Origin of the sequence: Nonomuraea angiospora (assembly GCF_014873145.1) — a bacterium.
Lineage (GTDB): Bacteria > Actinomycetota > Actinomycetes > Streptosporangiales > Streptosporangiaceae > Nonomuraea > Nonomuraea angiospora.
Genome location: NZ_JADBEK010000001.1, coordinates 7,394,753 through 7,420,577 on the forward strand (window position 1 = coordinate 7,394,753; position 25,825 = coordinate 7,420,577).

The 25,825-nt window shown below is 70.6% G+C and carries 17 protein-coding genes; 8 read left to right on the forward strand and 9 right to left on the reverse strand.

All coding sequences use genetic code 11. The features are described from left to right. Positions 1 to 42: 42 nt before the first annotated feature. Positions 43 to 1,581, reverse strand: a complete 1,539-nt coding sequence (locus H4W80_RS33595; protein WP_192788751.1) for an IucA/IucC family C-terminal-domain containing protein — start codon at positions 1,579 to 1,581, stop codon at positions 43 to 45. 81 nt (positions 1,582 to 1,662) lie between these two features. Between H4W80_RS33595 and H4W80_RS33600 the strand changes: the two genes are divergently transcribed. Continuing rightward, positions 1,663 to 3,267 (forward strand): IucA/IucC family protein, encoded by a 1,605-nt coding sequence (locus H4W80_RS33600; RefSeq protein ID WP_192788752.1) that lies wholly within the window; start codon positions 1,663 to 1,665, stop codon positions 3,265 to 3,267. 4 nt (positions 3,268 to 3,271) lie between these two features. Here H4W80_RS33600 and H4W80_RS33605 read toward each other — a convergent pair whose 3' ends face one another. Next, the gene (locus H4W80_RS33605) at positions 3,272 to 4,360 is read right to left on the reverse strand and encodes a sialidase family protein (protein WP_192788753.1); all 1,089 of its coding nucleotides are present in this window, start codon (positions 4,358 to 4,360) and stop codon (positions 3,272 to 3,274) included. 167 nt (positions 4,361 to 4,527) lie between these two features. Between H4W80_RS33605 and H4W80_RS63890 the strand changes: the two genes are divergently transcribed. Further along, positions 4,528 to 5,934 carry a dihydrolipoyl dehydrogenase family protein gene (locus H4W80_RS63890; protein ID WP_318787186.1) on the forward strand — a complete coding sequence of 469 codons (1,407 nt, stop codon included), beginning with the start codon at positions 4,528 to 4,530 and terminating at the stop codon, positions 5,932 to 5,934. A gap of 6 nt (positions 5,935 to 5,940) precedes the next feature. Here H4W80_RS63890 and H4W80_RS33615 read toward each other — a convergent pair whose 3' ends face one another. The 4 genes from H4W80_RS33615 to H4W80_RS33630 are packed head-to-tail and all read right to left on the reverse strand — an operon-like array spanning position 5,941 to position 9,199. Further along, entirely contained in the window at positions 5,941 to 6,354 is a 414-nt protein-coding gene (locus H4W80_RS33615; protein ID WP_318787187.1) for an STAS domain-containing protein, read from the reverse strand. Positions 6,355 to 6,384: 30 nt separating this feature from the next. Continuing rightward, the gene (locus H4W80_RS33620) at positions 6,385 to 6,906 is read right to left on the reverse strand and encodes a MarR family winged helix-turn-helix transcriptional regulator (RefSeq protein ID WP_192788755.1); all 522 of its coding nucleotides are present in this window, start codon (positions 6,904 to 6,906) and stop codon (positions 6,385 to 6,387) included. A 41-nt stretch (positions 6,907 to 6,947) separates the two neighbouring features. Beyond that, positions 6,948 to 7,946, reverse strand: a complete 999-nt coding sequence (locus tag H4W80_RS33625; RefSeq protein ID WP_192788756.1) for a hypothetical protein — start codon at positions 7,944 to 7,946, stop codon at positions 6,948 to 6,950. Continuing rightward, a complete protein-coding gene (locus H4W80_RS33630; RefSeq protein WP_225963813.1) occupies positions 7,943 to 9,199 on the reverse strand; it encodes a hypothetical protein in 1,257 nt (418 codons plus the stop codon). Before H4W80_RS33630 ends, H4W80_RS33625 begins: the two co-directional genes overlap by 4 nt. A gap of 333 nt (positions 9,200 to 9,532) precedes the next feature. Between H4W80_RS33630 and H4W80_RS33635 the strand changes: the two genes are divergently transcribed. The 5 genes from H4W80_RS33635 to H4W80_RS33655 all read left to right on the forward strand — a co-directional run bounded on the left by H4W80_RS33635 (position 9,533) and on the right by H4W80_RS33655 (position 15,929). Then, positions 9,533 to 11,677 (forward strand): transglycosylase domain-containing protein, encoded by a 2,145-nt coding sequence (locus H4W80_RS33635; protein ID WP_318787188.1) that lies wholly within the window; start codon positions 9,533 to 9,535, stop codon positions 11,675 to 11,677. A gap of 202 nt (positions 11,678 to 11,879) precedes the next feature. After that, the gene (locus tag H4W80_RS33640; protein WP_192788759.1) at positions 11,880 to 12,851 is read left to right on the forward strand and encodes a LacI family DNA-binding transcriptional regulator; all 972 of its coding nucleotides are present in this window, start codon (positions 11,880 to 11,882) and stop codon (positions 12,849 to 12,851) included. Beyond that, on the forward strand, positions 12,838 to 14,094 hold the full coding sequence (locus H4W80_RS33645; protein WP_192788760.1) for a serine/threonine-protein kinase: 1,257 nt from the start codon (positions 12,838 to 12,840) through the stop codon (positions 14,092 to 14,094). Before H4W80_RS33640 ends, H4W80_RS33645 begins: the two co-directional genes overlap by 14 nt. Positions 14,095 to 14,337: 243 nt before the next feature. Next, positions 14,338 to 15,405: a lytic polysaccharide monooxygenase gene (locus tag H4W80_RS33650; protein WP_192788761.1), complete on the forward strand. Its 1,068-nt coding sequence runs from the start codon at positions 14,338 to 14,340 to the stop codon at positions 15,403 to 15,405. Beyond that, positions 15,402 to 15,929 (forward strand): hypothetical protein, encoded by a 528-nt coding sequence (locus tag H4W80_RS33655; RefSeq protein WP_192788762.1) that lies wholly within the window; start codon positions 15,402 to 15,404, stop codon positions 15,927 to 15,929. The genes H4W80_RS33650 and H4W80_RS33655 overlap by 4 nt, the downstream gene beginning before the upstream one ends. A gap of 121 nt (positions 15,930 to 16,050) precedes the next feature. Here the strand turns inward: H4W80_RS33655 and H4W80_RS33660 are convergent, their stop codons facing one another. The 3 genes from H4W80_RS33660 to H4W80_RS33670 form a co-directional block, all read right to left on the reverse strand. Beyond that, a complete protein-coding gene (locus H4W80_RS33660; protein WP_192788763.1) occupies positions 16,051 to 17,634 on the reverse strand; it encodes a cellulase family glycosylhydrolase in 1,584 nt (527 codons plus the stop codon). 65 nt (positions 17,635 to 17,699) lie between these two features. Then, positions 17,700 to 20,207 carry a glycoside hydrolase family 9 protein gene (locus tag H4W80_RS33665; RefSeq protein ID WP_378526790.1) on the reverse strand — a complete coding sequence of 836 codons (2,508 nt, stop codon included), beginning with the start codon at positions 20,205 to 20,207 and terminating at the stop codon, positions 17,700 to 17,702. Continuing rightward, a complete protein-coding gene (locus tag H4W80_RS33670) occupies positions 20,204 to 23,158 on the reverse strand; it encodes a glycoside hydrolase family 48 protein (RefSeq protein WP_318787189.1) in 2,955 nt (984 codons plus the stop codon). Before H4W80_RS33670 ends, H4W80_RS33665 begins: the two co-directional genes overlap by 4 nt. Positions 23,159 to 23,425: 267 nt before the next feature. On the opposite strand from H4W80_RS33670, the gene H4W80_RS63895 reads away from it, so the two are divergent. Then, positions 23,426 to 25,780: a glycoside hydrolase family 6 protein gene (locus H4W80_RS63895; RefSeq protein ID WP_192788764.1), complete on the forward strand. Its 2,355-nt coding sequence runs from the start codon at positions 23,426 to 23,428 to the stop codon at positions 25,778 to 25,780. The last annotated feature ends 45 nt before the right edge of the window (positions 25,781 to 25,825 follow it).

Consider the following 25,825-nt stretch of genomic DNA (forward strand, 5'->3'; position numbering starts at 1 on the left):
CACCCTCTCAGACGCCCGCCGGACACCCCGCTATGCGTCGGGTCACTGGGCCAGGGGGTTGGGTACGGGCACGGCCCGCATGTCGCCGCCCCCCGCGTCCAGCCAGCGCAGCAGCAGGTTGGCCTTGGCCGGGATGTGCGTGGCGGCCAGCAGATCGCGCAGCTCGTCCGGATCCCCGTGATCCTTGCCGCACCCCGTGAACACCGTCCTGGCCCGTGCCCACAGCTCCCCCCGCAGCCCCGGGTGACGCTCGGCCAGAGCGCCCGCGATCTCGCAGAGGTTGTTGGTCACCAGGCAGTACACCAGCCGCTCCCACGCCCGCGCACTCCCGACGCCGCTCAGCGACGGGTGCCGCTCCGCGACGAGCTTGATCCCCTCGTGGTCTCGGAAGACGGCCTGCGCGGGAAGCCCGCGCTCGTCCACCGCGACCAGCACGTTCTGCAGGTGGCACTCCAGCACGACCCCGTGGCGGAAGTAGGCGTGCAGGAGCGGGGGCACCACGTGGTCCAGGTACCGCTCCCACCACACGAGCGCCAGCTCCTCGCCCAGCCCGTCGAGCGGGTTGCCGGGGAAGCCCTCGCTGATCCCCGCCGCGAGCAGCACCGTCAGCCCCGGGCGCACGTGTTCGCGCAGCCCGTCGCGGACGATCACCGCCAGCGCCTCCCCGCCGTCCCGGTCCAGCTCGGCGCTGCGGTAGCCGCGGTCGCGCAGCACGGCGGGCCGGGCCACGTGGTCGGGCAGGTCGTCGAACGCCTGTCCGACGACCTCGGCGACCACGGCCAGCCGGCTCAGGTCGCGCAGCCACAGCCGGCGGATGTCGTTCGTGATCCGCACGTCCAGGCTGAACTTGCAGAACAGGTCCAGCTCGGGCAGGTACACCGTACGGATCGACGAGGTCGGCGACGCGAGGACCCGGGTTGCGCCCACGCGGCGCAGCGGCGGCGGGCCGCCCAGCAGCTCCACCTGCCAGGGATGCGCGGGCAGCAGGGCCAGGCCGTCGCCGGGAGGCGGCCCGAGCCGGTCGAGCGCGCCCGTCTCCCCCATCTCCACCAGCCGCTCGGCCGGCACGCCGAACAGCGGCAGCGCGAAGCTCGCGTACGCCTCCGGCGCGTACGGGAGCCAGGCCCCGGGACCGGAACCGCCGCGGGCCTTGGGGGCGGGGTGGTAGCGATGGCCCGCGACGAGGGCCTGTTCGGAACGCAGGTAGAGGTCCGCGGGCGGCGTCGCGGCCCGCCGGGCGGCCAGCAGGGCGGCCATGACGTCCCGGCTGTGCGTGATCTCTGCGGGCAGCGTGTCGTTGTCGACCCCGGTCCCCGCACGGAGTTCGGCGGCCGTCAGCGCGACCAGGTCGTCCAGGGAGAGGGGGCGCCAGCCGCCGGGCGTCCGCTGCTCGGCCCGGTCCGGGAACCGCCCTCCGGCGACGCGCAGGAGCCGGCCGGTCGCGGGCAGCAGGAACTCGCCGGCGCGGGCGGGCCGGGCCACTTCGCGGATCAGGCAGTTGAGCAGTGCCGTCGTCGCGAGGTTCGCGGCGTCGGTCCGTGCCTCTCGCGGGAGAGGAAGAAGGCCGTCGGTAGGTGCCATGGCGACCTTATCCCTACCCTTTGTCCCTATTGGTGCCAACAGGGTAGCCACTGGGCGGGTTCTCTGGAAATGGTGGGAAATATGAGGCGTTGGGAGGCGGAATTCGCGGCTGACCTGTCCCTGGTGCGCCCGGAGCTCTCGGCGGCGTACGTCGCGGCCCTCCCGGACGCGCGGGCCGCCGTGCTCGGCCGCCTCTGGCGCAGCCTCCTCTACGAACCGCTCCCCGGCCTCCTGGACACACGGGGACAGCCCGACGACCGCCCGCTCGCCACCGTGGACACGCGAGGGCAGGCCCGCATCCCGCCGGCCGACGGCCGCCTGCTCGCCACCGTGGACGCGCGGGGACAGGCCCGCGTCGGGTTGGCGGACGGCCGGGTGCTCATCGGGCGGGCGCGGGAGCCGTACGACCTCGGGGGCGAGCCGGCGCTCTGGCTGGACGGCCACCCCCACACCCACCCCGCCGAACTGCTCGCCGCCCTCGGCCTGCCCGGCACCGCCGGGCTGGTCGAGGACCTGGACAACAGCGTGGCCTCGCTGGCGCTGTCCCGCGCGGAGCCCGGCCGTGTCCCGGCCACCCCGGAGGAGTACGAGCAGAGCGTGGTGGACGGCCATCCGTACCACCCGGGCTGCCGCAGCCGCCCCGGCGTCTCCGTGGCGGAGCAGCTCGCCTACATGCCGGAGCACCGCCCCGTCGTCCACCTGGACCTGCTCGCGCTGCCCGCCGCCGACTGCCTGGTCTCGGGCCCGTGGCCGGCCGCGCTCACGGACGGCGACCGGCTCCTGCTCCCCGTCCACCCCTGGCAGAGCGCCCACGTCCTGCCCGCGCTGGGCCTGCGACCGCACGTCACCGGCGCCGTCCCGGCCCGCCCGCTGATGTCCGTACGGACCCTCGCCCCCCTCGACGGCGGCCCGCACGTCAAGACGGCGTTCAGCACCCGGATGACCTCCGGCGTCAGGGACATCTCCCCCGGCTCGGTCCGCGACTGCGTCCACCTGTCGGACCTGCTCTCCACCCTGTCCGCCAGGCTGGGCGGGCGGCTCGGCATCGCCCGCTATCTGGCCGGCGCCGCCGGGAAGGTGAACGGCGAGCACAGCCCCGACGTGTCGGCCATGCTCCGCGAACCGGCCGGGAACGCGATCCCCGTCGGCGCCGTCACCCGCGCGACCGTGCGGGACCCGGCGGCCTGGCTGGCCACGTTCGCCCGCCTGGCCTGGAGGGAGCTCCTGGGCCTGCTGGCGCTCGGCGTGGCGCTGGAGGCGCACGGCCAGAACCTGCTGGTGGAGCTCGACGGGGACGGCCTCCCGCGCCGGCTGGTCTACCGCGATCTGGCCGACGTCAGGATCAGCCCGGCCAGGCTCGCCCGCCACGGGATCGAGGCGCCGCCGGTCAGCGCCCGGCTGCTCACCGACGACCCCGGGGCGCTGCACGCCAAGCTCTTCGGCGGGCTCGTCGGCACCACGTTCGGCAGCCTGATCGCGCTGTTCGGCCAGGGCGACCGGGCCGCCGAGTCCCGCCTCTGGGACGACGTGGCCGCGGCCGCGCGCGCCGCGGACTTTCCGTGCGCCGAGGACCGCCGGGCCCTGTTCGGCCCGCGCCTCACGGTCAAGGCCCACCTGCTCGCCCGGCTGGAGGGCGCGCCGCCCGGTGACAGCTGGACCAGGCTGCCCAACCCGCTCGGCTCGTGACGGATCAGGGGGCGAGCTCGGCGATGGGCAGGCGGCGGAAGGCGATGCTCTCGTACGCGCCGAAGTCGCCGGTCTCGAACAGCAGGCCCACCGTGTCCCCGTCCACCCGGACCAGGTCGGAGTAGGCCGCCGGCAGCCCCGACACCGTGTGCGCGACCCGCCAGGTGATCCCCAGGTCGTCGCTCGCGCGTACGGTCATCAGCGCCCGCGCGTCCGGAGCGGCCGGCCCGGAGAACAGCAGCACGTCCGGCGACGAGCACCACAGCGTGCTGCCCTCCACCACCGGCCCCACCAGCCCCGCCTGGGGCCGGAAGGGCAGCAGGAGCGTCTGGCCGCCGTCGGCCGAGTAGGCGTCGGCCCTGGTGCCGGGGGCGGTGGACTCGGTGCGCGTGTTGAGGTAGAGGCGCCCGTCCGGCAGCTCGGTGGCCGTGGTCTCGTTGACGTTGACGTATCCGTCCGGGTTGTCATCGACGTACCCGATGCGCCAGGTCTGGCCGCCGTCGTCGCTCAGCAGCCCGTGCCCGCCGTTGTACTTGCCCTCGGTCCCGTTGTCGGACCCGGCGGGCGGCAGCGAGTGGTTGGCGGGCACCACGATCCGCCCGCTGCGCAGCGCGACGGCGTGCCCGGGAGCGGTCGCGTACCAGCGCCACTCGGAGCGCTTGACGCTGCCGGTGATCTCGCGGGGCGCCGACCACGTGACCCCGTCGTCCGAGCTGACCTGCACGAACACCCGTCGCCCGTCGGCCGCCGCCACCTGGCCGCGCCGGATCTTGTCCTCGGTGGCCTGCGGCCCCTGCCTGACGAAGACCAGCACGATCCGGCCGTCGGCCAGCGCCACGGGCGCGGGGTTGCCCGCGGTGCCCCGGCGCGGCTCCGTGGCGACCACCTGGAGCGCGCCCCACGTCCTGCCGCCGTCCGTGGAGCGCCTGAGCACGACGTCGATGTGGCCGGAGTCCCCGGCCGAGGCGTGCCGCCCCTCCGCGAACGCCAGCACGGTGCCCGCCTTCGTCACCACCGCCGCGGGGATCCGGTACGTGTTGTAGCCGTCCGTCCGCTGCCGGTACGGCACTGACGTCGGGTAACGATCCGCCATGCGGGCACGCTACGGCCGCCGGGTGAACGCGGCGTGAAGACGAGTGTGACAGGCGGTGGAGGAGGGATGTAAGGGACATAGGGGGCGCTCAACCGGCCTGCCCCCGGCATGGCCGGGCCGGCGGCATGAAAGAGTTCAGCTCATAAGCGAGTGCTTCTGGAGGCGTGGTGGCTGACGAGTTCGACGTCATCGTGATCGGTGCCGGTCCCGCCGGTGAGAACGTCGCGGACCGGGCCGTCCGCGGTGGCCTGACCGCGGCGATCGTCGAGGAGCGGCTGGCCGGCGGCGAGTGCTCCTACTGGGCGTGCGTCCCGAGCAAGGCGCTGCTGCGGCCGGTCGACCTGATGGGCGAGGTGGCGCGGGTTCCCGGGCTGTCGATGGGGCCCGTCGACGTGGAGGCCGTGCTGGCCCGGCGCGACGAGGCCGTCTCCCACTACAGCGACTCCGGTCAGGTGGGGTGGATCGAGGGCGTGCCGGCCGAGTTCGTCCGCGGGCATGGGCGGCTCGACGGCCCCAAGCGCGTACGCGTCACCACCGAGGACGGCGGCGAACGGGTGCTGACGGCCCGGCAGGCCGTCGTCCTGGCCACCGGCAGCACGGCGGCCCTGCCCCGGGTAGCCGGGCTGATTGAGGCGGAGCCCTGGACCAGCCATGAGGTGACCGCGGCCCGCTCCGTCCCCGAGCGGCTGGCCGTGCTCGGCGGCGGCGTGGTCGCCTGCGAGATGGCCCAGGCCATGCACGGGCTCGGCGCGCGGCAGACGACCGTGCTGGTGCGCGGCGGCGGGCTGCTGGCCAGGATGGAGCCGTTCGCGGGAGAGCTGCTGGCCGATTCGTTCGCGGAGGCGGGCATCGAGGTGCGCACCCGTACCGACGCCGTCAGGATCGAGCGCCCCGAGCGCGGCGGGAAGGTGACGGTCCACCTGTCCGAGGGGCCCCCGGTGGAGGCCGACGAGCTGCTGGTCGCGACCGGCCGCCGGCCCGCGACCGGCGACATCGGGCTGGGCTCGGTCGGCCTGCCCGACGGGAAGTACGTCGAGGTGGACGACAGCATGCGGGCGACCGGCATCGCCGACGGCTGGCTGTACGCGGTCGGCGACGTCAACGGGCGCGCGCTGCTCACTCACATGGGCAAGTACCAGGCCAGGATCTGCGGCGACGTGATCGCCGCGCGGGCGCGTGGCGACGAGCTGCCCGCGATGCGGGACCTGGCGGACGGGTTCGGCGCGCCGCAGGTCGTCTTCACCGACCCGCAGGTCTGCGCGGTCGGCAGGACCGAGGCGGTGGCCCGGGAGGAGGGATTCCGGGTGCGCGTGGTGGACTACGAGCTGGGCTCGGTCACCGGGGCCTATCTGCTGGGCGACGGCTACCGCGGCCGGGCCAGGGCCGTGGTGGACGAGGACAGGAAGGTGCTGCTCGGCGTCACGTTCGTCGGGCCGGGCACGGCCGAGCTGCTGCACGGCGCCACCATCGCGGTGACGGCCGAGGTGCCGCTGGAGCGCCTGTGGCACGCCGTCCCGTCCTTCCCGACGGTCAGCGAGGTGTGGCTGCGCCTGCTGGAGGCGTACGGCCTCTGACGCCCGTCAGCGGCGGGTGGAGAAACCCTGATGCGCGGACGACGGCGAGCCGCGGGCCGCGTCGTCCAGCATCAGCTCCGCCACCGTCTCCTCGACGCTCTCCCGCAGCTCCACCCGCGACAGCAGGTCCGTCAGCCGCAGCACCGACAGCAGGTGGTCCGACGGCCGGACCAGGATGATCCGGCCGCTCCCCTGCTCCTCCATCCGCTGCATCGCCATCGCCAGCACCCCGATGACGGACGAGTCGTAGAAATCCAACTCAGCAAGATCGAATACGAGTACGGGTCCGGCACTCCAGTCCCACACCGCGTTGATGTGGGCGCTGAAGCGGACCCGGCCCGCGTGGTCGAGCTCGCCACCGGCGCGCAGGACCGTGCAATGGAGGTGCCGGATCGTCTCGATGTACAAGCCGTTCCTCACGTAAGAACGACTGCCCCAGGAGCGGGGATATCACGGATTTTCGCGATTTTTTGGGAGCTCCGGGTTGCCGAGCGGCCCGTCCAGCAGCTTGCGCAGGATCTCGGCGAGCGTCTCGGTGTCCTCAGGGGTGAGCGGGGAGGCCAGGCGGGCCAGATTGGCGGCGTGCTCGGTGAGCGTCTCGTCGATGATCCGCAGACCCTCGCCGGTCAGCCGGACATGGAAGCTGCGCCGGTCGGCGGGGTCGAGGCTGCGCTCGACCAGCCCCGCCGCCTCCAGCCGGTCGAGCCGGTTGGTCATGCCGGCCCGCGACATCATCAGCACCGCCGACAGCTCCGACGGGATCAGCGTGTACGGCGGCCCGGCCCGGCGCAGCGCGGCCAGCACGTCGAACTCCCCCTGCCGCAGCCCGCGCTCGGTGAGCACCCGGTCGACCCGCGGCTCCAGGACGCGCATCACCTGCGCGAGCCGCCCGAAGACGCCCATGGACGTCAGGTCGAGATCGGGCCGCTCGCGCCGCCACTCACCGAGGATCCTGTCGACCGCGTCGCCCATGACCCCGCAGTTTATTCGAGCAGCGATAGTTCAGGCCCGTACTAGTGCGTGGCGCCCGACTCCAGCGTCGGCACCGCGCCCAGGCACTGACCCATGATCACCAGGTACGGCGAGTTCGTCGGGCTGGGCAGCGTGAGCTCGGTGATGTTGCCGTCCGTGCGCAGCTCGGGCAGCCCCACTTCCCCGTCCCTGATGCTGATGACGCGCTCCACCGGCGGCGCCGCGATGCCCAGCAGCTTCCTGGTGGCGTGGCGCATCCAGCGCCACTCGCTGTTGACCCGCCGCCACGTCGCCGGGATGAGGCTGGCCGGCTCCGCCTTCGTGCCCAGCCTGAGCGTGAGGCTGCCGCTCGAGCCGAACGTGTCCTTCAGCACCGGGTTGACCACGAACATGCCCGCGCGCAGCACGCGCGTGCCCTGCCGGTTGCGGTTGGCCAGGCCGCCCGCGCTGATCAGCGAGGACACCTCGCAGCGCAGCCCGTCGAGCGTGTCGGGGTCGAAGTCCACCGCCGGCGGCTCCTCGAACACCACCTTGTCCAGCCGCAGCCCGCCCACGCCGTCGGGCATGACGTGCCCCGACACGGCCTGGCGCACCTCCTCGCAGACCCCGTCGCCCTCCGTGATGTCGAGCACCTCGATGCAGATCAGCCCGTCGTCGGGGATCTCCTCCGCCGTCAGGTCGAAGGCCACCCGGGCGTGCGCCCGCCGCCCCCTGAGCAGCACGCACTGGCGCAGCCGCCCCTGGGAGCGCACCTGCACCAGGCGCGGCTGCAAGCTGAGCACGTCGGTCTTGCCGGTGTACCAGCCGCTCACGGACCGGTCGTCGGTCGACAGCGACACCAGCACCCGCAGCGGGCGCCCCTGCGCCGAGACCTTGAACCCGGCCAGCCCCGAGGTCTCGAACCTGCCCACGACCGAGCTGCCCCGCTGCAGCCTGTCGATCACCTGCAGCGCGGCGATCTGGCCGCTGCGCACGTGGACGGGCGGGATCGCGGGGAGGATCAGCTGGTCCAGCTCGGTGGCGGATCCTGGGGTGCTCATGGGGTGCTCCTCGTGAATGACGACTCTTCCGGCTCGTGGAAAGTGCTCATGGGGTCTTCGTCGGGGCTGACGACATCGCCGAACCGCGGGAACCGGTCAAAGGTGTTCCTGATGAACGGCCCCGCCGGGTCGTGGAAGTCGAACCGCGTGAGCATGGGTTCGCGCCTGGTCCACATGCGGGCGACCGCGCTGTAGAGGGGGTCTCCGTCGCGCTCCACGTGCCACAGGTTCACGGCCAGCGCCCGCGCGTAGTCGACGCCGTACTCCCAGTGCGGCAGGAGCTGGGTGGGCACGTCCGCGCCGCAGCGGCGCAGCCAGAGCCACAGGCGGGCGCGGTCGCGCTGCTCGGGCTCGAGGATGGACTCGCCCTTCTCGTGCTTGGCGATGGCCTCGTCCAGCCACAGGCGGATGTCCGACGGGTCGCGCGCGATGTGCGCGCCGCCGCAGGTGCTCCCCACCGACCAGCCGGCCTGGACGACCGGGATGCCGAACGCGGGCAGGTCGCTGTCGCTGAACGTGACGCACACGTCCGCCATGCTCCACAGGAGGTTCGTGGACAGGGCGCCCGTCACGCACCTCACCCGGGAGTGCGGGTAGCCGACGGGGTCGAGGAACAGCCAGTTCGCCGACGGGTCCGACGAGGCGAAGTCCACCGTCGACTGGAACAGCTCGGTGTCCTCGCCCGGGGTGTGGCCGAAGACCGCGATGGTCGGCCGCCTGGGGTCCAGGCCCAGGCGGGCGCAGCCGTGGTCGCGCAGCTGGCGGCGCTCGGTCTGCGTGCGGATCTGGTAGCCGCTCTTGGCCCGCCAGGCCGTCCGCTCCGCGCCCGGCCTGATCGCGTCCCGGTACGGCCAGACGTGCCGCTCGAAGAACGCGCCGACCCTGGCGGGCAGCTCCTCGCGGAACGAGCAGGGCCCCTGGTCGGGGAAGATCGCGTACGCCTTGAGCGACCCCGTCCCGTGGACGTGCACGACCGGGATGTCCCTGGTCACGTACGGATCGGCCCGGCTGGTGACCAGCGCGGCCGGCGGCACCCGCGGCCGCCCGTCCCCCTCGGCCCCGAAGACCTCCGCCAGCTTCCGCCACTCGGGCTCGACCAGCGCGAACAGCCGCGCGGAGAGCAGCTCGCAGACCGCCTTCGCGACCATGAGCGTCCGTACCACGACTCTGATGTCCTGGTCGAACGCCTCGGCCACGACGCAGCTCTCACCGCTGGGGCTCTCGCCCCAATATGTCCTGGCAGCAGCGAGCAACCGATCGAAATGCTCGCCATCTCCGGCACGACGCATAAGTCCCCCCACCACGACCGGCAGGAAACAGACATTGCCAGACGGGCGCACGCCCACCCGCGCGTCAACACGCTTCTTTGCCCGCACCTGGCAGAAACTGAAGATCGTCACAGGCGCCACAGGCGCCCCACCCGGCCCGATCCGGCGTTACGGCGCCAGAGCCGGAAAAATCCCGCTTCCCGCGCGAACAAACTCGCCCCAAGCGGCGTCCAAGCTTTTACCGAGAGCACGTCATGGCGGGGTTTAGGATGCACCCTAATGCCACGAGGGGGAGGTTTTACAACCATGGGTTCCCGTTTGTCGAGTATCGCGCGCCTGACCGGGGCGGCGGCAGCGGCCGGTGTAGTGGCCGCGGCCATCGCACTGCCCGCGGTCGGAGGCACCGGAGCGATGTTCGTCTCGGCATCCGAGGACCTGGGCCTCAAAGCGCGGGACCTCAAGGAGCCACCCCTCGCGGAGAAGACGACGGTGCTCGACGCCACGGGCAAGCCGATCGCGACGTTCTACGAGGAGTACCGCGAGAACGTCAAGCTCGAGGACATCGCCGAGATCATGAAGACGGCCATCATCTCGATCGAGGACTACCGCTTCTACGAGCACGGCCCGATCGACATCGAGGGCACCGTCCGCGCCCTGGCCAAGAACTTCGCCTCGGGCGGCATCGCCCAGGGCGGCTCGTCCATCACCCAGCAGTACGTCAAGCAGGTGCTGCTCAACTCGGCCACCACCGCCAAGGAGAAGAACAAGGCTCTCGAGGCCAGCTACGCCCGCAAGCTCAACGAGCTGCGGTACGCGATGGCGATCGAGCAGAAGTACACCAAGGACCAGATCCTCGAGAAATACCTGAACATCGCGTACTTCGGCGCCCGGGCCTACGGCATCGAGGCGGCCGCCAAGCGCTTCTTCGGAGTCAAGGCCGCCGACCTGACCCTGCCCCAGGCCGCCACCCTGGCCGGCGCCGTGCAGGACCCGCTGCAGACCGACCCCAGCCGGGGCAAGGAGTTCAAGGAGCGCCTGCTGCTCCGGCGCAACGTCGTGCTCGACCGGATGGCCGAGCTGAAGAAGATCACGCCGGAGCAGGCCGCCGAGGCCAAGAAGACCAAGCTCGGCTACAAGGGCACCCTGCTGCCCGGCGGCTGCGAGGCCAGCGACTTCCCGTACTTCTGCATGTACGTCCGCAACGAGATCCTCAGCAACACGGACTTCGGCAAGACGAAGAAGGCCAGGACCGCGTTCCTCAACCGGGGCGGCCTGACCATCCAGACCACGCTCGACCCGAAGATGCAGAAGGCCGCCGAGCGGGCGATCAAGAAGCACGTGTTCGCCTCCGACAACCCGGTCGCCTCCGAGGCGCTCGTCCAGCCGGGCACGGGCGCGATCAAGGCCATGGCCGCCAGCCGCAAGTACGGCACCAACAAGCGCAAGAACGAGATGTCCTACAACCTCGTCGCCAACGCGGTGCACGGCGGCGGCACCGGGTTCCAGGCGGGCTCGACGTTCAAGACGTTCACCCTGCTCACCGCCCTCAAGCAGGGCATGAAGATCAACGACGGGATCTCGGTCGGCGAGGGCTACCGCGCTCCCGCCTACTGGTCGTTCAAGAACTGCAAGGGCCAGAACATGGGCGAGCCCACCTTCACGGTCACCAACGCCGAGGGCGGCGGCGGTGGCTTCAAGTCGCTGGCCACCGGCACCTGGGGCTCGGTCAACACCTTCTTCATGGCGCTGGAGCAGAAGGTGGGCCTGTGCAACGTGGTCAAGACGGCCAAGTCGCTGGGCATCGAGCGCTCCGACGGGCTGGACCTGCAGGAGTACGAGACGTTCACGCTCGGCATCAACGAGATGGACCCGGTGACGGTGGCCAACGCCTACGCCGCGATCGGCGCGCGCGGCAAGTACTGCGAGCCGATGGCCATCTCCTCGATCAAGGACCGCGACGGCAAGGTCACGAACTACAAGCCCAAGTGCAAGCAGGCGCTCGACCCTGAGGTCGCGGACGCCGCCTCGAGCATCCTGTCCGGCGTGTTCACCAGGGGCACCATGAAGGGCGTCGGCGGCATCGGCCGACCGGCCGCCGGCAAGACCGGCACCACGGACGAGCAGTCCACCGCCTGGTTCGCCGGATACACCCCCGACCTCGCCGGCGCGGTCAGCATCGGTGACCCGCGCGGCGCGGTGACGCACAAGCTGAACAACATCACCATCGGCGGCAAGTACTACGGCTCGGTCTTCGGGGCCTCCATCCCCGGCCCGATCTGGAAGGACACCATGCTGTCCGCGCTCAAGGGCATCCCGGCGACGGACTTCACCCCGGTGAACACCGCGCGCTTCGGCGGCTGCGGTTCGAACTGCCAGCCCCGGCAGCCGGTCCGCCCCCAGCCGGACAGCAACACGGACGGCGGACTCGACGAGGCACAGATCGACACAACGGTGACTCACTGACCGGATACGGCGAAAACAGACACGCAAATATTGCGGGATCAACCTTCGGCACAAAAACAACTGTCGGTTATCAGGGCCTCTAGCTGAGCAAATTCGGAGTGCGTCCGCACAGTGGGACGCACTCCCAGCAAAGGCCCTATTAACAGCGACGAAACATTGGTAACGTGGGAGCGCTCCCAGGATCTTTTCCGCGAGGTGCTCCATGACCGAGCAGCCCACACTGGCACAGGTGGCGGCCGCTGCAGGGGTTTCCCCCGCGACCGCATCTCGAGTCCTCACGGGCTCGGTGCGGGTCAGTACCTCGACCCGCCGGCAAGTCTACGACGCCGTGTCCCGAATGGGATACGTCCGCCAACGAGCCCCCCGGGGAACGGCCGCCAAGACCATGGCCGACGGCGTCACGGCGGTGATCTGCGACCACCTCCCACGCCTGTTCTCCGAGCCCTACTACGCACGGCTCCTGTCCGCCGCAGGAGCCGTGATCGCCGAACACGGCACCCATCTCATGGTGACCACCGTCACGCCCACGTCGTCCGTACTGCCCGCATTGTCCGGGGCGGTACTGATCGTGGGCGCGCGCGAGCGTCACCCCCTGGCGATCAAGCTGTCCACCTCGGGCGTCCCCGTGCGCAACATCGGCCGCCCGCCACACGATCTCAAACTCCCGTACGCCGACGTGAACAACCTCGACGGCGGCCGCCAGGCGGCGGAGCACTTCCTGTTGTCCGGCCGCCGCAACGTCGCCGCCATCGGGGGGCCACCTTCCTTACCCGGCGCGCGGGACCGATTAGAGGGCCTGGTACGCACCCTGCAGGCGGCGGGCGCGCCCGACGTGCCCGTGGCCTACGGGGACTTCACCGCGGCCTCCGGCACCCATGCCATGCAGTGGCTGTTACGCCACGCCCCGGGTCTGGACGCCGTCTTCGTCGCCTCCGACCTGATGGCGGCAGGGGCGATCCAGGCCCTGCGCAGGGCCGGGCGCAAGGTGCCGGCGGACGTGGCGGTGATCGGGTTCGATGACGCCCCGGTCGCCAGGCACACCGTCCCGGCCCTGACCACCATCCGCCAGCCCGTCGAGGAGCTCGCCACCGTCGCCACCCGGCTGCTCCTGACGGGGGCCGCGGGGATCGACCCCGTACTCCCTACGGAACTGGTCGTCCGTGAGTCGGCTTGAGCCGGGGGACATACTGGCCCGCAGGTATCTGTTGCTGGATCCGCTGGCCCGGGGGGGCATGTCGGTCATCTGGCGTGCCTTCGACCAGTCGCTGCACCGGATGATCGCCGTCAAGGTGCTCACCGCCTCACTTCATGCCGGCGGCGGCGAGCGCATCAGCGCCCGCAGCGAGGCGCGCGCCGCCGCCCGGTTCATCCATCCCGACTCCATCGACATCTACGACTACGGCGAGACCGTCACCACGAACGGCGGTGTGGCCGCCTACGTGGTGATGCCGCTGCTCGACGGCACGCCGCTGGCCGAGCGCATCGAGCAGGGGCCGCTGCCGTGGACCGAGGCGGCGGCCATCGCGCTGCGGCTGGCCCGGGTCCTGATGGCCGGGCACGCCCGCGGCCTGGTCCACCGGGACGTCACGGCCGAGAACGTGCTGCTCACCGCCGACGGGCCCAAGCTGCTCGACTTCGGCATCGCGGCCTGGGCCGGGGACCCCGACGACGGCCGCGGCACCCCTCCCTACGTCGCCCCGGAACGGCTGCTCGGCGCGCCGACCCATCCCGCGGTCGACGTGTACGCCCTCGGCGTGCTGCTGCACACCATGCTCACCGGGCGGACGCCGTACCCGGAGACGACGTGGGAGGAGATCGAGGCGGCGCGCAGGACGTATCCACCGCCCCGCGTCGCCGGCGTGCCGTACTCCCTGGCCTCGCTCTGCCAGCGCTGCCTGGCGGACCGGCCGGACCGGCGGCCGACCGCGGCCGAGATCGTCTCGGCGCTGACCTCCGCGCTGGGCGCGGCGAGCCTCGGGCGGCATGTCCGCCGCGGCCTCACGGTCGCCGGTTCGGCGGCCGTCGCGCTCTCGGCCCTGCTGTGGTTCCAGCAGACGGGGCTCCAGCAGCAGCCGCCGCCGAGGCCGCAGCCGGAGGTGGCGGTCAGGACGTCGCCGACCGCCAAGCTGCTCGAGAGCACGCCGGCCTCGGCGATCAGCGTCGAGCAGGCCGTGGACGGCTTCAACACGGTGCTGGAGGCCAGGACGCCGTGCGGCGCGACCGACGCGGACGTGGTGCTGGACCTCAAACAGGTGCTGCGCGGCGCGGTGGGGCCGCACGGCCCGACGGTGTCGAGGACGGACAACCTGCGCCAGAAGCTGTCCGTCCGCTTCGGTGAGGGGCGGCTCGCACCCGCCTGCCTGAGCGAGCTGCAGGCCAGGCTCGACGACATCGACGCCGCGCTCGACCGGGATTGAGGAGGGGTACGGCAGCACCCGCCGTACCCCTCTAAGACGCGGTCCGTACCCCTCGCAAAGCACGCCGCGTGCCACATCCCCTGATGGGAGCGCTCCCAGAGTAGCGCCTGCACCGGCTATGACCAAGATCGAATGAAAGTTTCACGGCCCGTTGTCGATGTCGTGCGGGGCGTGATTCAATGCGCTGGCCGGGCGGGCCGCTCGTGGGCAGGTTTCCTCAGTCGTCAGCGCAAGGGAATCCCCATGAGGTTATTCAAGTCGGCGGCGATCACCGCCGTCATGGTTCTGATCACGTCTGTCCTGATGGTGCCCACGCAGGCACTGGCGCACGGGGTGTCGATGTTCCCCGCGGCGCGGACGTTCCTGTGCTGGCAGGACGGCCTGCGGGAGAACGGCCAGATCATCCCCTACAACCCCGCGTGCGCGGCGGCCGTCGCGCAGAGCGGCACGACCCCGCTGTACAACTGGTTCGCGGTGCTGCGCTCCGACGGCGGGGGCAGGACCACCGGGTTCATCCCCGACGGGCAGCTCTGCAGCGGCGGCACCGGCGGTCCCTACGACTTCTCCGCCTACAACGCGGTGCGCAGCGACTGGCCGCTGACGCACCTGACCTCGGGCGCCACCATCCAGATGCGGCACAGCAACTGGGCCAAGCACCCCGGCGCCTTCAACTACTACATCACCAAGAACGGCTGGAACCCCAACGGGCCGCTGAAGTGGTCCGACCTGGAGCCGTTCGGCAGCGCCACCAACCCGCCCGACACCGGCCCCGCCGGCGCGCTCAACTACTACTACTGGAACGCCCAGCTCCCGTCCGGCAAGACCGGCCGGCACATCATCTACACGATGTGGGTGCGCTCCGACAGCAACGAGAACTTCTACAGCTGCTCCGACGTCGTCTTCGACGGCGGCAACGGCGAGGTCACCGGTGTCGGCCCGGGCCAGAGCACGCCCACCGCCACCCCGACCGTGACCCCGACGGTGACGCCCACGGCCAACCCGGGCGCCTGCACCGCCACGTGGAAGGCCACGGACACCGGCTGGGCCGGCCACTTCCAGGGCGAGGTGACCGTGAAGAACACGAGCGCCTCCTCCATCAACGGCTGGACGGTCAAGTGGGCCTACTCCGGCGGCCAGGGCTTCGACGGCTCGCCGTGGAACGGCGTGCTGTCCGGGCAGCCGCCCAACGTGGCGGTCAAGAACGCCGCCTACAACGGGCAGCTCGCGCCGAACGCGACCACCACGTTCGGCTTCAACGCCACCGGTTCGATCCCCAACCCGGCCCCGGCCCTGACCTGCACCAGCCCGTGATCAAGTCACGTCGCGGGCTTGCCGCGGCACTCGTCACCCTGGCCAGCCTGACCCTGGCCGGGGTGATGTTTTTCGCCGCCCGCCAGCCGTCCTCCCAGCTGAACCAGGAGCTCGCCGCCCAGGTGACGCTCATCCTCGAACAGTCCTCGCCCGACGAGCACCACGCGCACGGCCACGACTTCGACTCGCGCGTCGTGTGCGCCGTGGAGCCCTTCGGGTTCGACCCGCCCGACGCGACCTCCCTCGTCGAGGTGAAGTGGGTCTACGCCCGCCACATGTGCGCGGTCACCGGCGCGGGCACCGACTGGGCCACCTCCGTACGGGCCTCGGGCCCGATCGCGGTGCGCGTCGGCATCCCTCCCCTGGTGCGGGTGCCGGAGCCGGGCGCCGGCTATCCGGACCGGGTCAGGCGGCTCATCCCGGCCCGCTACCACGAGGCGGCCTTCGCCGAGTTCCAGGACGAATCCGCCATCGACGCCGCCCGCGAGCGCTTCACCGAGGCCGTTAAGACCCAAGCCAAGTAATACAACGGACGCGGCCGAGTGGAGGTTTCGGCCGCGTCCGTCCCATCCGGGCGGGATGGTGTCGTGGGGCAGGGATGTTGTTTCGCCTCACCTCCTCATACGCTGCAGTACGACGGGCGGTTCAGTTGGCACATGTGTAGCCGGACGGCACGGACGTGTTGCCGCTCGGCCGGCTCGCCTGCACCCCGAAGCTCGTGCCGGCGTTGGGCGCGAGTGTGCCGTTGTAGCTCAGGTTCTTGGCCGTCACGGTCTGGCCGCTGACCGTCACCGTGGCGTTCCAGGAGCCGGTGAGCGTGTGGCCGGCCGGCAGCGTGAAGGTCACCGTCCAGCTCGACTTGGTGGAGGTGCTGGTGTTGGTCACGGTCACGGGCTGCACCACGTACCCGGTGCTCCACTGGCTCTGCACGGTGCCGGTGGCCGTGCAGCCGCCGCCGGTGCCGCCGCCGCTGAGCGTGGTGAACGACGCCGTCGGCGACGCGGCGGACTGGTTGCCGGCCGCGTCCCTGGCCTTGACGTACACCTGGTACGCGGTCGCCGGCGACAGCCCGGTCAGGGCAATCGAGTTCGTCGCGGTCGAGCCGAGCGGGGTCCCGGTCGAGGTGTAGACGTCGTAGCCGGTCACGCCCACGTTGTCCGTGGAGGCCGTCCAGGACAGGTTCGCCCCCGACGAGGTGATGCCGGAGGCCGACGGGGTGCCGGGCGTGCTCGGCGGGGTCGGGTCGGTGGTGCCGCCGCCGTAGATCGAGGCCTGCTTGGAGGTGGCGGCGATGCCGTTGGCGCCGTTGAACAGCCGCCGGCCCCAATCGGTGAGCTGGGTGACGTCGAAGTTGGTGACCTGGTCGAGGTATTCGACGCCGCCGCCGTTGCCGCTCCACGACCAGCCCAGGTAGCCGAGGCCGCGGCTCACGGCCTGGGCCATGATCGTGTCCTCGTCCGGGTTGCCGTCGGAGTGGTTGAAGCCGAACTCGCCGACGACCAGCGGCAGTCCCGCGGTCTTGAACGCGTCCATGTACGCGTTGATCTCCGCGGCCGTGTCGAAGACGCCGTACATGTGGATGGAGAAGATCGTGTTCTTGGCCGGGTCGCTGTCGAAGACCGCCCGCGCGTTGTCGCGCATGCCGAACTGCCAGTCCTGACCCCAGTTGGGCGCGTCCACCATCAGCGCGTGCTGGAAGCCGTTGCTGCGCAGCTTCTGGATCGCGGCCGTGGTGGCGGCGGCCCAGCCCGGGGTGACGGCGTTGTTGCCGATCGGCTCGTTGCCGATGTTGACGATGACGTAGTCCTCCTGGCCGACCAGGGCGGACTTGACGCTGATCCAGTAGTTGGCGGCCTGGTCGAGGGTGTAGGCGCCGCTCTGCTCGCCGTACCCGGTGGTGTCGTGGTTCTCCAGCACGCAGATGAGCTTGTTCTGCTTGCAGAGGGAGACGACGTTGGCCACGTCGGAGACGCTGTTGGGGGTCCAACGGCCGCCGCTCAGCACGACCCGCACGGTGTTGGCCTTCAGCGACTTGATGTCCGCGAACGCCTTGGTCTGCGTCGCGTACCACGTGTGCGCGTGGCTGGTGCCGCGCATGACGAACTCCTGACCGCTGGCCTCGACGATCTTCGTGCCGCTCACGTGGATGCCGACGGCGGCGTCCGCGGGGGCGACGGGGGCGACGAAGAAGGCGAGGAGGCAGGCCAGCGCGGTGATCAGTGGTCTCATGTGCTGCCTTTCACTGAGCTGTGGAACCGCCCCCGCCGCTACTGCGGCGGGGGCGGAGTCTTCACTCAGGCGGGAGTGCAGGTGATCGGGTCGGGGACGGTGGGTGTGCCGTTGGCGATGAAGCCGAACGTGGTGGTGGCGCCCGGGGCGAGCGCCCCGTTGTACGCCTCGTTCTTGACGGTGACGCCGGACCCCGACTGGGTGTGCTTGCCGCCCCAGAGCTGGGTGATCTGGTTCGCCGACGTCCAGGCGACCGTCCATCCGGTGGTCGCCGAGGTGCCGTTGTTCTTCACCGTCACCTCGGCCTGGAAGGCGCCGCCCCACGAGCTCGTCACCTTGTACGTCGCCGCGCACCCGCCGGTGGGCGGCGGCGTCGTGTTCGTCGTGGTGAACGCGGTGCCGTCGGACGACGCCGAGGCGTTGCCCGCCGCGTCCCGCGCCACCACGGAGGCGGTGTAGGAGGTGCCAGGGGTGAGCCCGCTCAGGCTGAAGGACGCGCTCGGGGCCGTGCCTACCTTTTGGGACCCCAGGTAGACGTCATAGCCGCTCACGCCCACGTTGTCCGTGGAGGCGGTCCAGCTCAGCTTCGCCGTCGAGCCCGTGATCTCGGAGACCGCGGGCTTGCCCGGCTTGCTGGGCGCTGTCGTGTCCTGCTCCTCCGGACCCGGGGGCTCACCCCAGATCTTGGTCGCGCCGCTGTAGAGAGTGATGTTCCCGGTGCGCACCGGCGTCGCGCCGGGCGTGGTGGGGATGTTCCGGTACGACCAGTCGTTCGCCGGGTCCCACGTGCCCGCGCTGGCGATCCTGAACTGCACCTCCCTGCGGTGCTGCGACTGCCCGGCCGGGGCGATGGCCTGCCCGGAGCAGTCGATGTTCACGTAGTACGTGGTGCCGCCCGCCTGGTGCAGCGTGGGCGCCTTGCACTGCGTGTAGGCCGACGACACGGTGATCTGCGAGGCCGTCGTCGTGCCGTCGAGCGTGAAGTAGTAGCGGAACGAGCCGTCGGACAGGACCCTGGCGGGCCAGGCCGACTGGTTGCGGACGATGGCCTTGATCTCCGTGAAGCCGGTGCCCGAGGCGTTCACGCCCGCCTCGACGAAGAGCTCGGGGCCGTCCGGGGTCTCCGCCACCGGGAAGTTCCCCGCGGGCGCGCCGCCGTACTCCTTGTAGAGCCGGGCCAGCGCGCTGGTGAAGCCGGCGTTGTAGTCGGTGGCGACCTCGTTCATGACGTAGTCGTCGCGCTTGTCGGTGTAGGCGTCGTTCGGGTCGGGCGGTCCGCCGACGAGCGCGCCGTACAGGGTGTGGCGGGTCTGCTCGGGGTTGGTGATCTGGTCGGTCCACGAGCCGTGCGCCGTGCGGTGATGCGGGTTCTTGGGCGGGTTGGCGCCGAACCCGATCAGGTACGAGGAGTTGCGCGGGTTGTCACCGAGCGCGTAGTTGATCTGCCGGACCGCGAAGTCGTGGTAGCGGGCCTTGCGCGTGGCGTCGGTGATGGTGTCGCTGTGCACGAGCGCCGCGAACGAGGTGTTGGCCGCGTACCGCAGCGAGCCCCACCGGTCGAGCACGGCCTGGCCACCCGGCGAGTACGCCACCTTCGCGCCGTTCACGCCGACCGTCCACCAGTCGAGCCAGCGGTTGGCGTCGTCCAGGTAGCGCTGCTTGCCGGTCAGCTTGTACAGCAGCACGTACGCGCCGTACGACTTGTCGTCCCACGCGATCGTCCACTTGTATGACTTTGTGGTGGTCTGCGGCTCGTTGCCGAGGTTGTCGTACCCGGTCTCGGCCTTGGCCAGGTAGGCGGCGTCGTTCGTGGCCCGGTAGAGCCAGATCGCGCCCCACACCAGCTCGTCGTTGTAGCCGCTCCACGAGTTGTAGTAGCCCTGCGCGTCGGTGATGCAGTCGCTGTACTTCTTCCTGACCGTGTCGGCGAAGGAGTACAGCTGCTTGGCGTGCGTCAGCAGCGTGTCAGCATAAGTCGGATTTGTCGGGCGGAAGACGATCGAGGAGGCGGCCATCGCCGCCGCCGTCTCGCCCGCCAGGTCCGACCCGCCGCACGACGCGTCGATCTTGTACGCGGGCCGCGACATCTGCATGGCCTCGGCCGGGCCCCACCAGGCGTGGTCCGTGCCGCCGTTGCCGACCTGGCCGTAGAGGACGTTCGCCGACGGGTGGGCCTTGATGAAGTAGTCGTTGACGAACTTGAGGTTGTTCAGCAGGTGCGTGAGCTGGCCGGAGCTCGCGTACGCGTCGCGGTACTCGACCGCGCCCCAGGCCAGCATGGTCGTGGAGAACGCCATCGGGAAGCCGAACTTGACGTGGTCGCCCGCGTCGTACCAGCCGCCCGTGAGGTCCACGCCCACGTCCTTGCCGTCGTTCATGCCGGAGTCGCCGCGCCAGCCGACGCGGTTCCAGCTCGGCAGGTCACCCGACTGCTGGGCCTCGTAGAACCACAGCGACTTCTGCAGCGCCTCGCCGTACGCGAACGCCGGCGCGGCGGCGTGGGCCGCCGGCCCCGCCCCCATCGAAATGAGGGGCAGGACCAGCGACGCCACGGCGATCAGTGCTTTTCTCACGGGAAGAGCCGCCCGTACTCACCCAGGGCGACGGCCACGTCCACCTGCGCCCAGAACCGGTGATAGTTGAAGACCGGCGCGGGGCCCGTGCCCTTCAGGAAGGCGTCGACCTTCGGCCAGTCGGGGTCGTTCTTGTAGAAGGACCTGATCGAGATGAACGTCGAGCTGGAGTTGATGGCGTCGCCGTTGGGCATCTTGCCGCTCCAGCCGGACGGCACGTAGACCGGGTCGTCCACGCGGTTGTAGTCGGTCTTGGTCTCGGGGACCGACACGCCCTTGGCGTCGCGGTTCTTCCACACGCCGTCGAGCAGCGCCTTGGCCATGTTCTTGGCCGCCGTGTTGTTCGCCTTGGCCGCGTAGTACATGAGCGTCTTGGCGTACGCGCCGGCCACGCCCACGTCGTTCGTGTAGTCGGCGATCGTCACGTGCAGGCCGGGGTTGGCCGGGGGCATCCCGGAGTTGGCGCTGAAGTCGGCCACGGGCTGGCCGGTCCACCGCAGCGTGGACGGGATCTGGTACGAGCCGTCCGCGTTGATCGTGGTGTTGTTCATGGCCCAGGTGACCCACTTGTCGAGCAGCGCCTTGGCGTCGGTGTTGCCGGAGGCGTAGTACAGCTCGGCCACCCGCTCCATCGTCCACGCCTGGAAGCCGAACCACTGGTTCGACGGCGGGTCGTGGTAGACGGGCTGCCAGTCGTAGGTCAGGCCGTGGAACTTCGGCAGGCCGGCCGGCGGCGTCGCGTAGTGGCCCTCCCAGCTGTTGGTCGCGCCACCGGCGATGGCGCCCTCGGCCGACTGCAGCCAGCCGTAGAACTGCAGCTGCCGGGTGAGGCTGGTGCTCCAGTCGGCCACGCCGGTGCTGCTCTTGGGCTTCAGCTCGGCCACGTTCGCCAGCGCCCAGGCCGCGAGCGGGTTCTGGTAGCCGGAGTGGTTGTGGCTGGAGCCGATGCGCCAGGCCCAGCCGGCGCTGGAGTCGGTCGCGCCGCCCCAGGCGTAGTACCAGCTCAGCAGGTAGTTGGAGGAGTCCTTGCCGGTGCCGGCCGCGCACTGCGGGCTCGTGCAACCGGGCTTCTTGAAGTACTTGTCGTACATCGCGTAGCGCAGGTAGTCGCCCATCTTCGCGGCCTTGGCGACCGACCCGGAGATCTGCGACTCCTTGCCCTGCGCCTTGGCCCACGTCTGCGCCCAGTACGCGGCCTGCACGGCGCGCGCGTCGGCGTCGGGGGCGTTGGTGTACCTCCACTGCTTGGCGTAGGAGCTGTCCTTGATGAACAGGTCCAGGTAGCCGTTGGTGCCGCCGTGCTTGAAGGTGTCGCAGGACGGCTGCGGGATCGTCTCGAAGACCGACTCCTCCGGGCCGCGCTGGTAGGTGTTGATGTAGGCGGGCTTGGTGGTGCCGTCGCCGCAGCGGCCGAAGCCGTAGGTGTTGTCGACGTCGAGCAGCCAGTGCATGCCGTAGATGTCGCGGGTGCCGTACGCGCTCTGCAGCTCGCCCGCGATCGGGTCGACGCCGGGCGTGACGCTGGAGTCGAGCGGGCTCGGGTAGTTGCTGATCTGGTTCGACTCCGGCGCGTACGTGGCCGGCTTGTTCGGCGTGTAGAAGGAGTTCGTCGGCTGGTCGGCCGTGGCCGGGATGATGTACTTCTCCATCGAGGCCCAGGCGTTGTTGAACTTCGTCCAGTCGCCGGTGACCTGCCCGTAGACCGCCTCCAGCCACAGGTAGTAGCTGTAGGCCTCGGACGTGGTCTCGTGCCCGTGGTCCGGCGCCTCGACCATGAACGTCTCGATCGAGTGGTACGGCACGCCCTCGGGCGAGAAGTAGCCGTTGGCCGGGTCGTGGAGCTCGTTGTACATCTCGACGAAGCGCTGGACGTAGGTGTTGTCGCCGCCGACGTCGTCGTCCGCCTCGGTGGCGGTGACGTCCACCGCGGTGTAGCCGGTGGCGCTCACCCGGAACACGGCGGAGCCGGCGGTGGTGTCGCTGTCGTTGGCCGCCGCGAGCGTGACGTTCTGCGCGGTGTTCCAGTTGGACGGCGTGAAGGTCAGGCTGGCGCCGCCGGAGACGGTCAGGTCGGTGTCACCGCTGGCGCGTGCCGTCGTGACGGTCACGTTGGCCGAGGGCGCCTGCGACAGCTTCACGCTGAAGCTCGCGGTCGCCGCCTCCGGCACGGACAGGCTCGTCGGGCTCACCACGAGCGCGGGGCCCGTGTTCTGGGAGACCGTGATCCCGACCGGCGTCGAGGTGGTGGTCGCGCCGCCGTTGTCGGTGGCCCGCGCGGTGATCGAGTAGCTGCCGGCCGCCACGTTCGTCCAGCTGTAGCTGTACGGGGCCGAGGTGTCGGTGCCCAGCAGCGTGGTGCCCTGGTAGAAGTCGACCTTCGAGATCGTGCCGTCGGAGTCGGCCGCGTTCGCCGCGATCGGCACGGTGGCCGGGGCGGTGAACGTCTGCCCCGCGGTCGGCGAGGTCAGCGACACCGTGGGCGCGGCGTTGGGGTTGCCGCCGCCACCACAGGTGACCCCGTTCACGGTGAACGCGGTCGGGTTCGGGTTGCTGCCGGTCCAGGTGCCGTTGAAGCCGATGGACACCGAGCCGCCGGTGCTCAGGCTGCCGTTGTAGGGCATGTTGGTGCCCGTGACGCGCGTGCCCGACTGGCTCCAGTTGGCGCCCCAGCCCGTCGGGGTGTACTTCTGACCCGTGGTCGGGAAGTCGAAGCCCAGGTTCCACGAGGTGATGGGGTCACCGGTGTTCTTCAACGTGATGCTCGCGGTGAAACCGCCCTGGCCGGGGCTGCTGGTCCATTGATTGGCCGTGTACGTCACGTCGCACGCCACGGCCGCCTGCGCGGGTCCGGCCGACACGGCCGAGGTCACACCCGCCACGAGGACAAGCGTCGCGGCCACGGCCAGCCGCCGCGATAAGCGGGAGAGAAGGGAAGGAGGTCTGTACTTCACGGGGTCTCCATGGGAGTAGAGGAGTGGGAGCGCTCCCAAACGGGATTGTGGGTGCCCTCACGCGTATGTCAACGGAATGGCGGTCCGGTAACCCCCGTGTTTCCTCTCACCAGGCTGCCCGGGATGAAAGTTTCATCCGCGTTCCGGGGCATTCAACGAGCATGCGGCCCGGCGGACACCTCCGCGAGCACCGCCCTCTGTACACGGATGGAACCACGACAGACCATGGGAGCGCTCCCAGCCCTCTAACACTGGAGATGATCGCTCGTGAGACTCCAACGCGGCCTCCGCAAATGGGCCGTGACCGTGACCGCCGCGAGTGTCGCGGCCTTAGGGCTCGTCGTCGGCCAGAGCACGGCAGCCAGCGCCGCCGTCGCCTGCGACGTGACCTACTCTGCCAATTCGTGGACGAGCAGCCCCGGCCAGGGCGGTTTCACCGCGAGCATCACGTTGAAGAACACCGGTGACCCCATCACCTCGTGGAACCTGGGCTTCGACTTCCCGACCACGGGGCAGAAGTACACCCCGACGGGCTGGGGGGCCAACTGGAGCCAGTCGGGCACGCGGGTGACCGGGGCGAACATGCCGTACAACGGCAGCCTGAGCACCGGCGGCTCGGTGTCCATCGGCTTCAACGGCACCTGGACCGGCAGCAACCCGAACCCGACCGCGTTCACCGTGAACGGGGTCAACTGCGGCGGCGGCGGGAACCCCACCACCCCGTCGGTGGTCACCTCGGCCAGCTCGGTCGCGGTGAACGAGGGCGGCACGGCCACGTTCACGGCCCGGCTCTCCTCGGCCCCCTCCGCCAACGTGACCGTCACCACCACCCGGACCAGCGGTGACACCGACCTGTCCGTCAGCTCGGGCGGCTCGCTGACCTTCACCCCGTCCAACTGGAACACCGCCCAGACCGTCACCCTGGCCGCCGCCCAGGACGCCGACACGACGGCGGGCACCGCCTCCTTCACCGTCGGCGGCACCGGCGTCACCCCGGCCACGGTCTCGGCCACCGAGGTGGACGACGACGCCGTGGTGGAGCAGTCGATCATCGTGACGCCGACCGCGGTGACCGTGCCCGAGGGCGCCACCGCCACGTACACCGTGCGCCTGGCCGCCGCGCCGGCCTCGAACGTGACCGTCACCTCGACGGCGGGCACCGGCGACACCAACATCACCGTCTCCAGCGGCGGCAGCCTCACCTTCACGCCGTCCAACTGGAACACCCCGCAGACGGTCACCCTGGCCGCCTCCGAGGACTCCGACACGGCCAACGGCAGCCGCACCATCACCGTCGCCTCCACCGGCCTGACCTCCAGGACGGTCACCGCCACCGAGGCCGACAACGACGGCGGCACCACCCCCGGCGGCCACGTCGAGAACCCGTACGCCGGCGCCACCGGCTACGTCAACCCCGACTGGAAGGCCAAGGCCCAGGCCGAGCCCGGCGGCTCCGCGGTGGCCAACACCTCCACCGCCGTCTGGCTGGACCGCATCGCGGCCATCGCCGGCTCCTCCTCCGCCATGGGCCTGCGCGCCCACCTGGACGAGGCCGTCAGGCAGGACGCCGCCAACGGCTCCACGCCGCTGACCGTCCAGTTCGTCATCTACGACCTGCCCAACCGCGACTGCTCGGCGCTGGCCTCCAACGGCGAGCTGCTCGTCTCCGAGAACGGGCTCAACCGCTACAAGACCGAGTACATCGACCCGATCGCGGCGATCATGAGCGACTCGGCGTACGCGAACCTGCGCATCGTCACGGTCATCGAGCCGGACTCGCTGCCCAACCTGGTCACCAACCTCAGCTTCGCCAAGTGCGCCGAGGCCAACTCGTCCGGCGCCTACGTCGACGGCGTCCGCTACGCGCTCAACAAGCTGCACGCCATCACCAACGTCTACACCTACATCGACGCCGCCCACCACGCGTGGCTCGGCTGGGACTCGAACTTCAACCCGACGGTCAACCTCTTCTACAACACCGTGGCCGGCGCCACCGCCGGTGTGGACAGCGTGGACGGCTTCATCGTCAACACCGCCAACTACGGCGCGACCACCGAGCCGTACTTCACGATCAACTCGTCCGTGAACGGCACCTCGGTCCGGCAGTCCAAGTGGGTCGACTGGAACTGGTACGTCGACGAGCAGTCCTTCGCCACCGCCCTGCGCAGCGCCCTCGTCTCCAAGGGCTTCAAGAGCGGGCTCGGCATGCTGATCGACACCTCGCGCAACGGCTGGGGCGGCTCCGCCCGCCCGAGCGGGCCGAGCACCTCGACCAACGTGGACGACTTCGTCAACCAGTCGCGGACCGACCGCCGCATCCACGCCGGCAACTGGTGCAACCAGAGCGGTGCCGGTCTGGGCGCGCGGCCGACCGCCAGCCCGGCGGCCGGGCTCGACGCCTACGTCTGGATCAAGCCTCCGGGCGAGTCGGACGGCGCCAGCTCGGACATCCCGAACGACGAGGGCAAGAAGTTCGACCGGATGTGCGACCCGACCTACCACGGCAACAACCTCAACGGCAACAACCTGAGCGGCGCCCTGCCCGACGCGCCGCTGTCGGGGCGCTGGTTCTCGGCGCAGTTCCAGGAGCTGCTGAGGAACGCCTACCCGCCCGTCAACTGATCGTCGTCACGACGACATGAGCCCGAGAGACCCGCCTGACCCGGG

Coding starts and splice junctions, on each gene's coding strand:
- H4W80_RS33595 (WP_192788751.1), bottom strand. CDS start 1,581: ATGGCACCTACCGACGGCCTTCTTCCTCTCCCGCGAGAGGCACGGACC.
- H4W80_RS33600 (WP_192788752.1), top strand. CDS start 1,663: ATGAGGCGTTGGGAGGCGGAATTCGCGGCTGACCTGTCCCTGGTGCGC.
- H4W80_RS33605 (WP_192788753.1), bottom strand. CDS start 4,360: ATGGCGGATCGTTACCCGACGTCAGTGCCGTACCGGCAGCGGACGGAC.
- H4W80_RS33620 (WP_192788755.1), bottom strand. CDS start 6,906: ATGGGCGACGCGGTCGACAGGATCCTCGGTGAGTGGCGGCGCGAGCGG.
- H4W80_RS33625 (WP_192788756.1), bottom strand. CDS start 7,946: ATGAGCACCCCAGGATCCGCCACCGAGCTGGACCAGCTGATCCTCCCC.
- H4W80_RS33640 (WP_192788759.1), top strand. CDS start 11,880: ATGACCGAGCAGCCCACACTGGCACAGGTGGCGGCCGCTGCAGGGGTT.
- H4W80_RS33650 (WP_192788761.1), top strand. CDS start 14,338: ATGAGGTTATTCAAGTCGGCGGCGATCACCGCCGTCATGGTTCTGATC.
- H4W80_RS33660 (WP_192788763.1), bottom strand. CDS start 17,634: ATGAGACCACTGATCACCGCGCTGGCCTGCCTCCTCGCCTTCTTCGTC.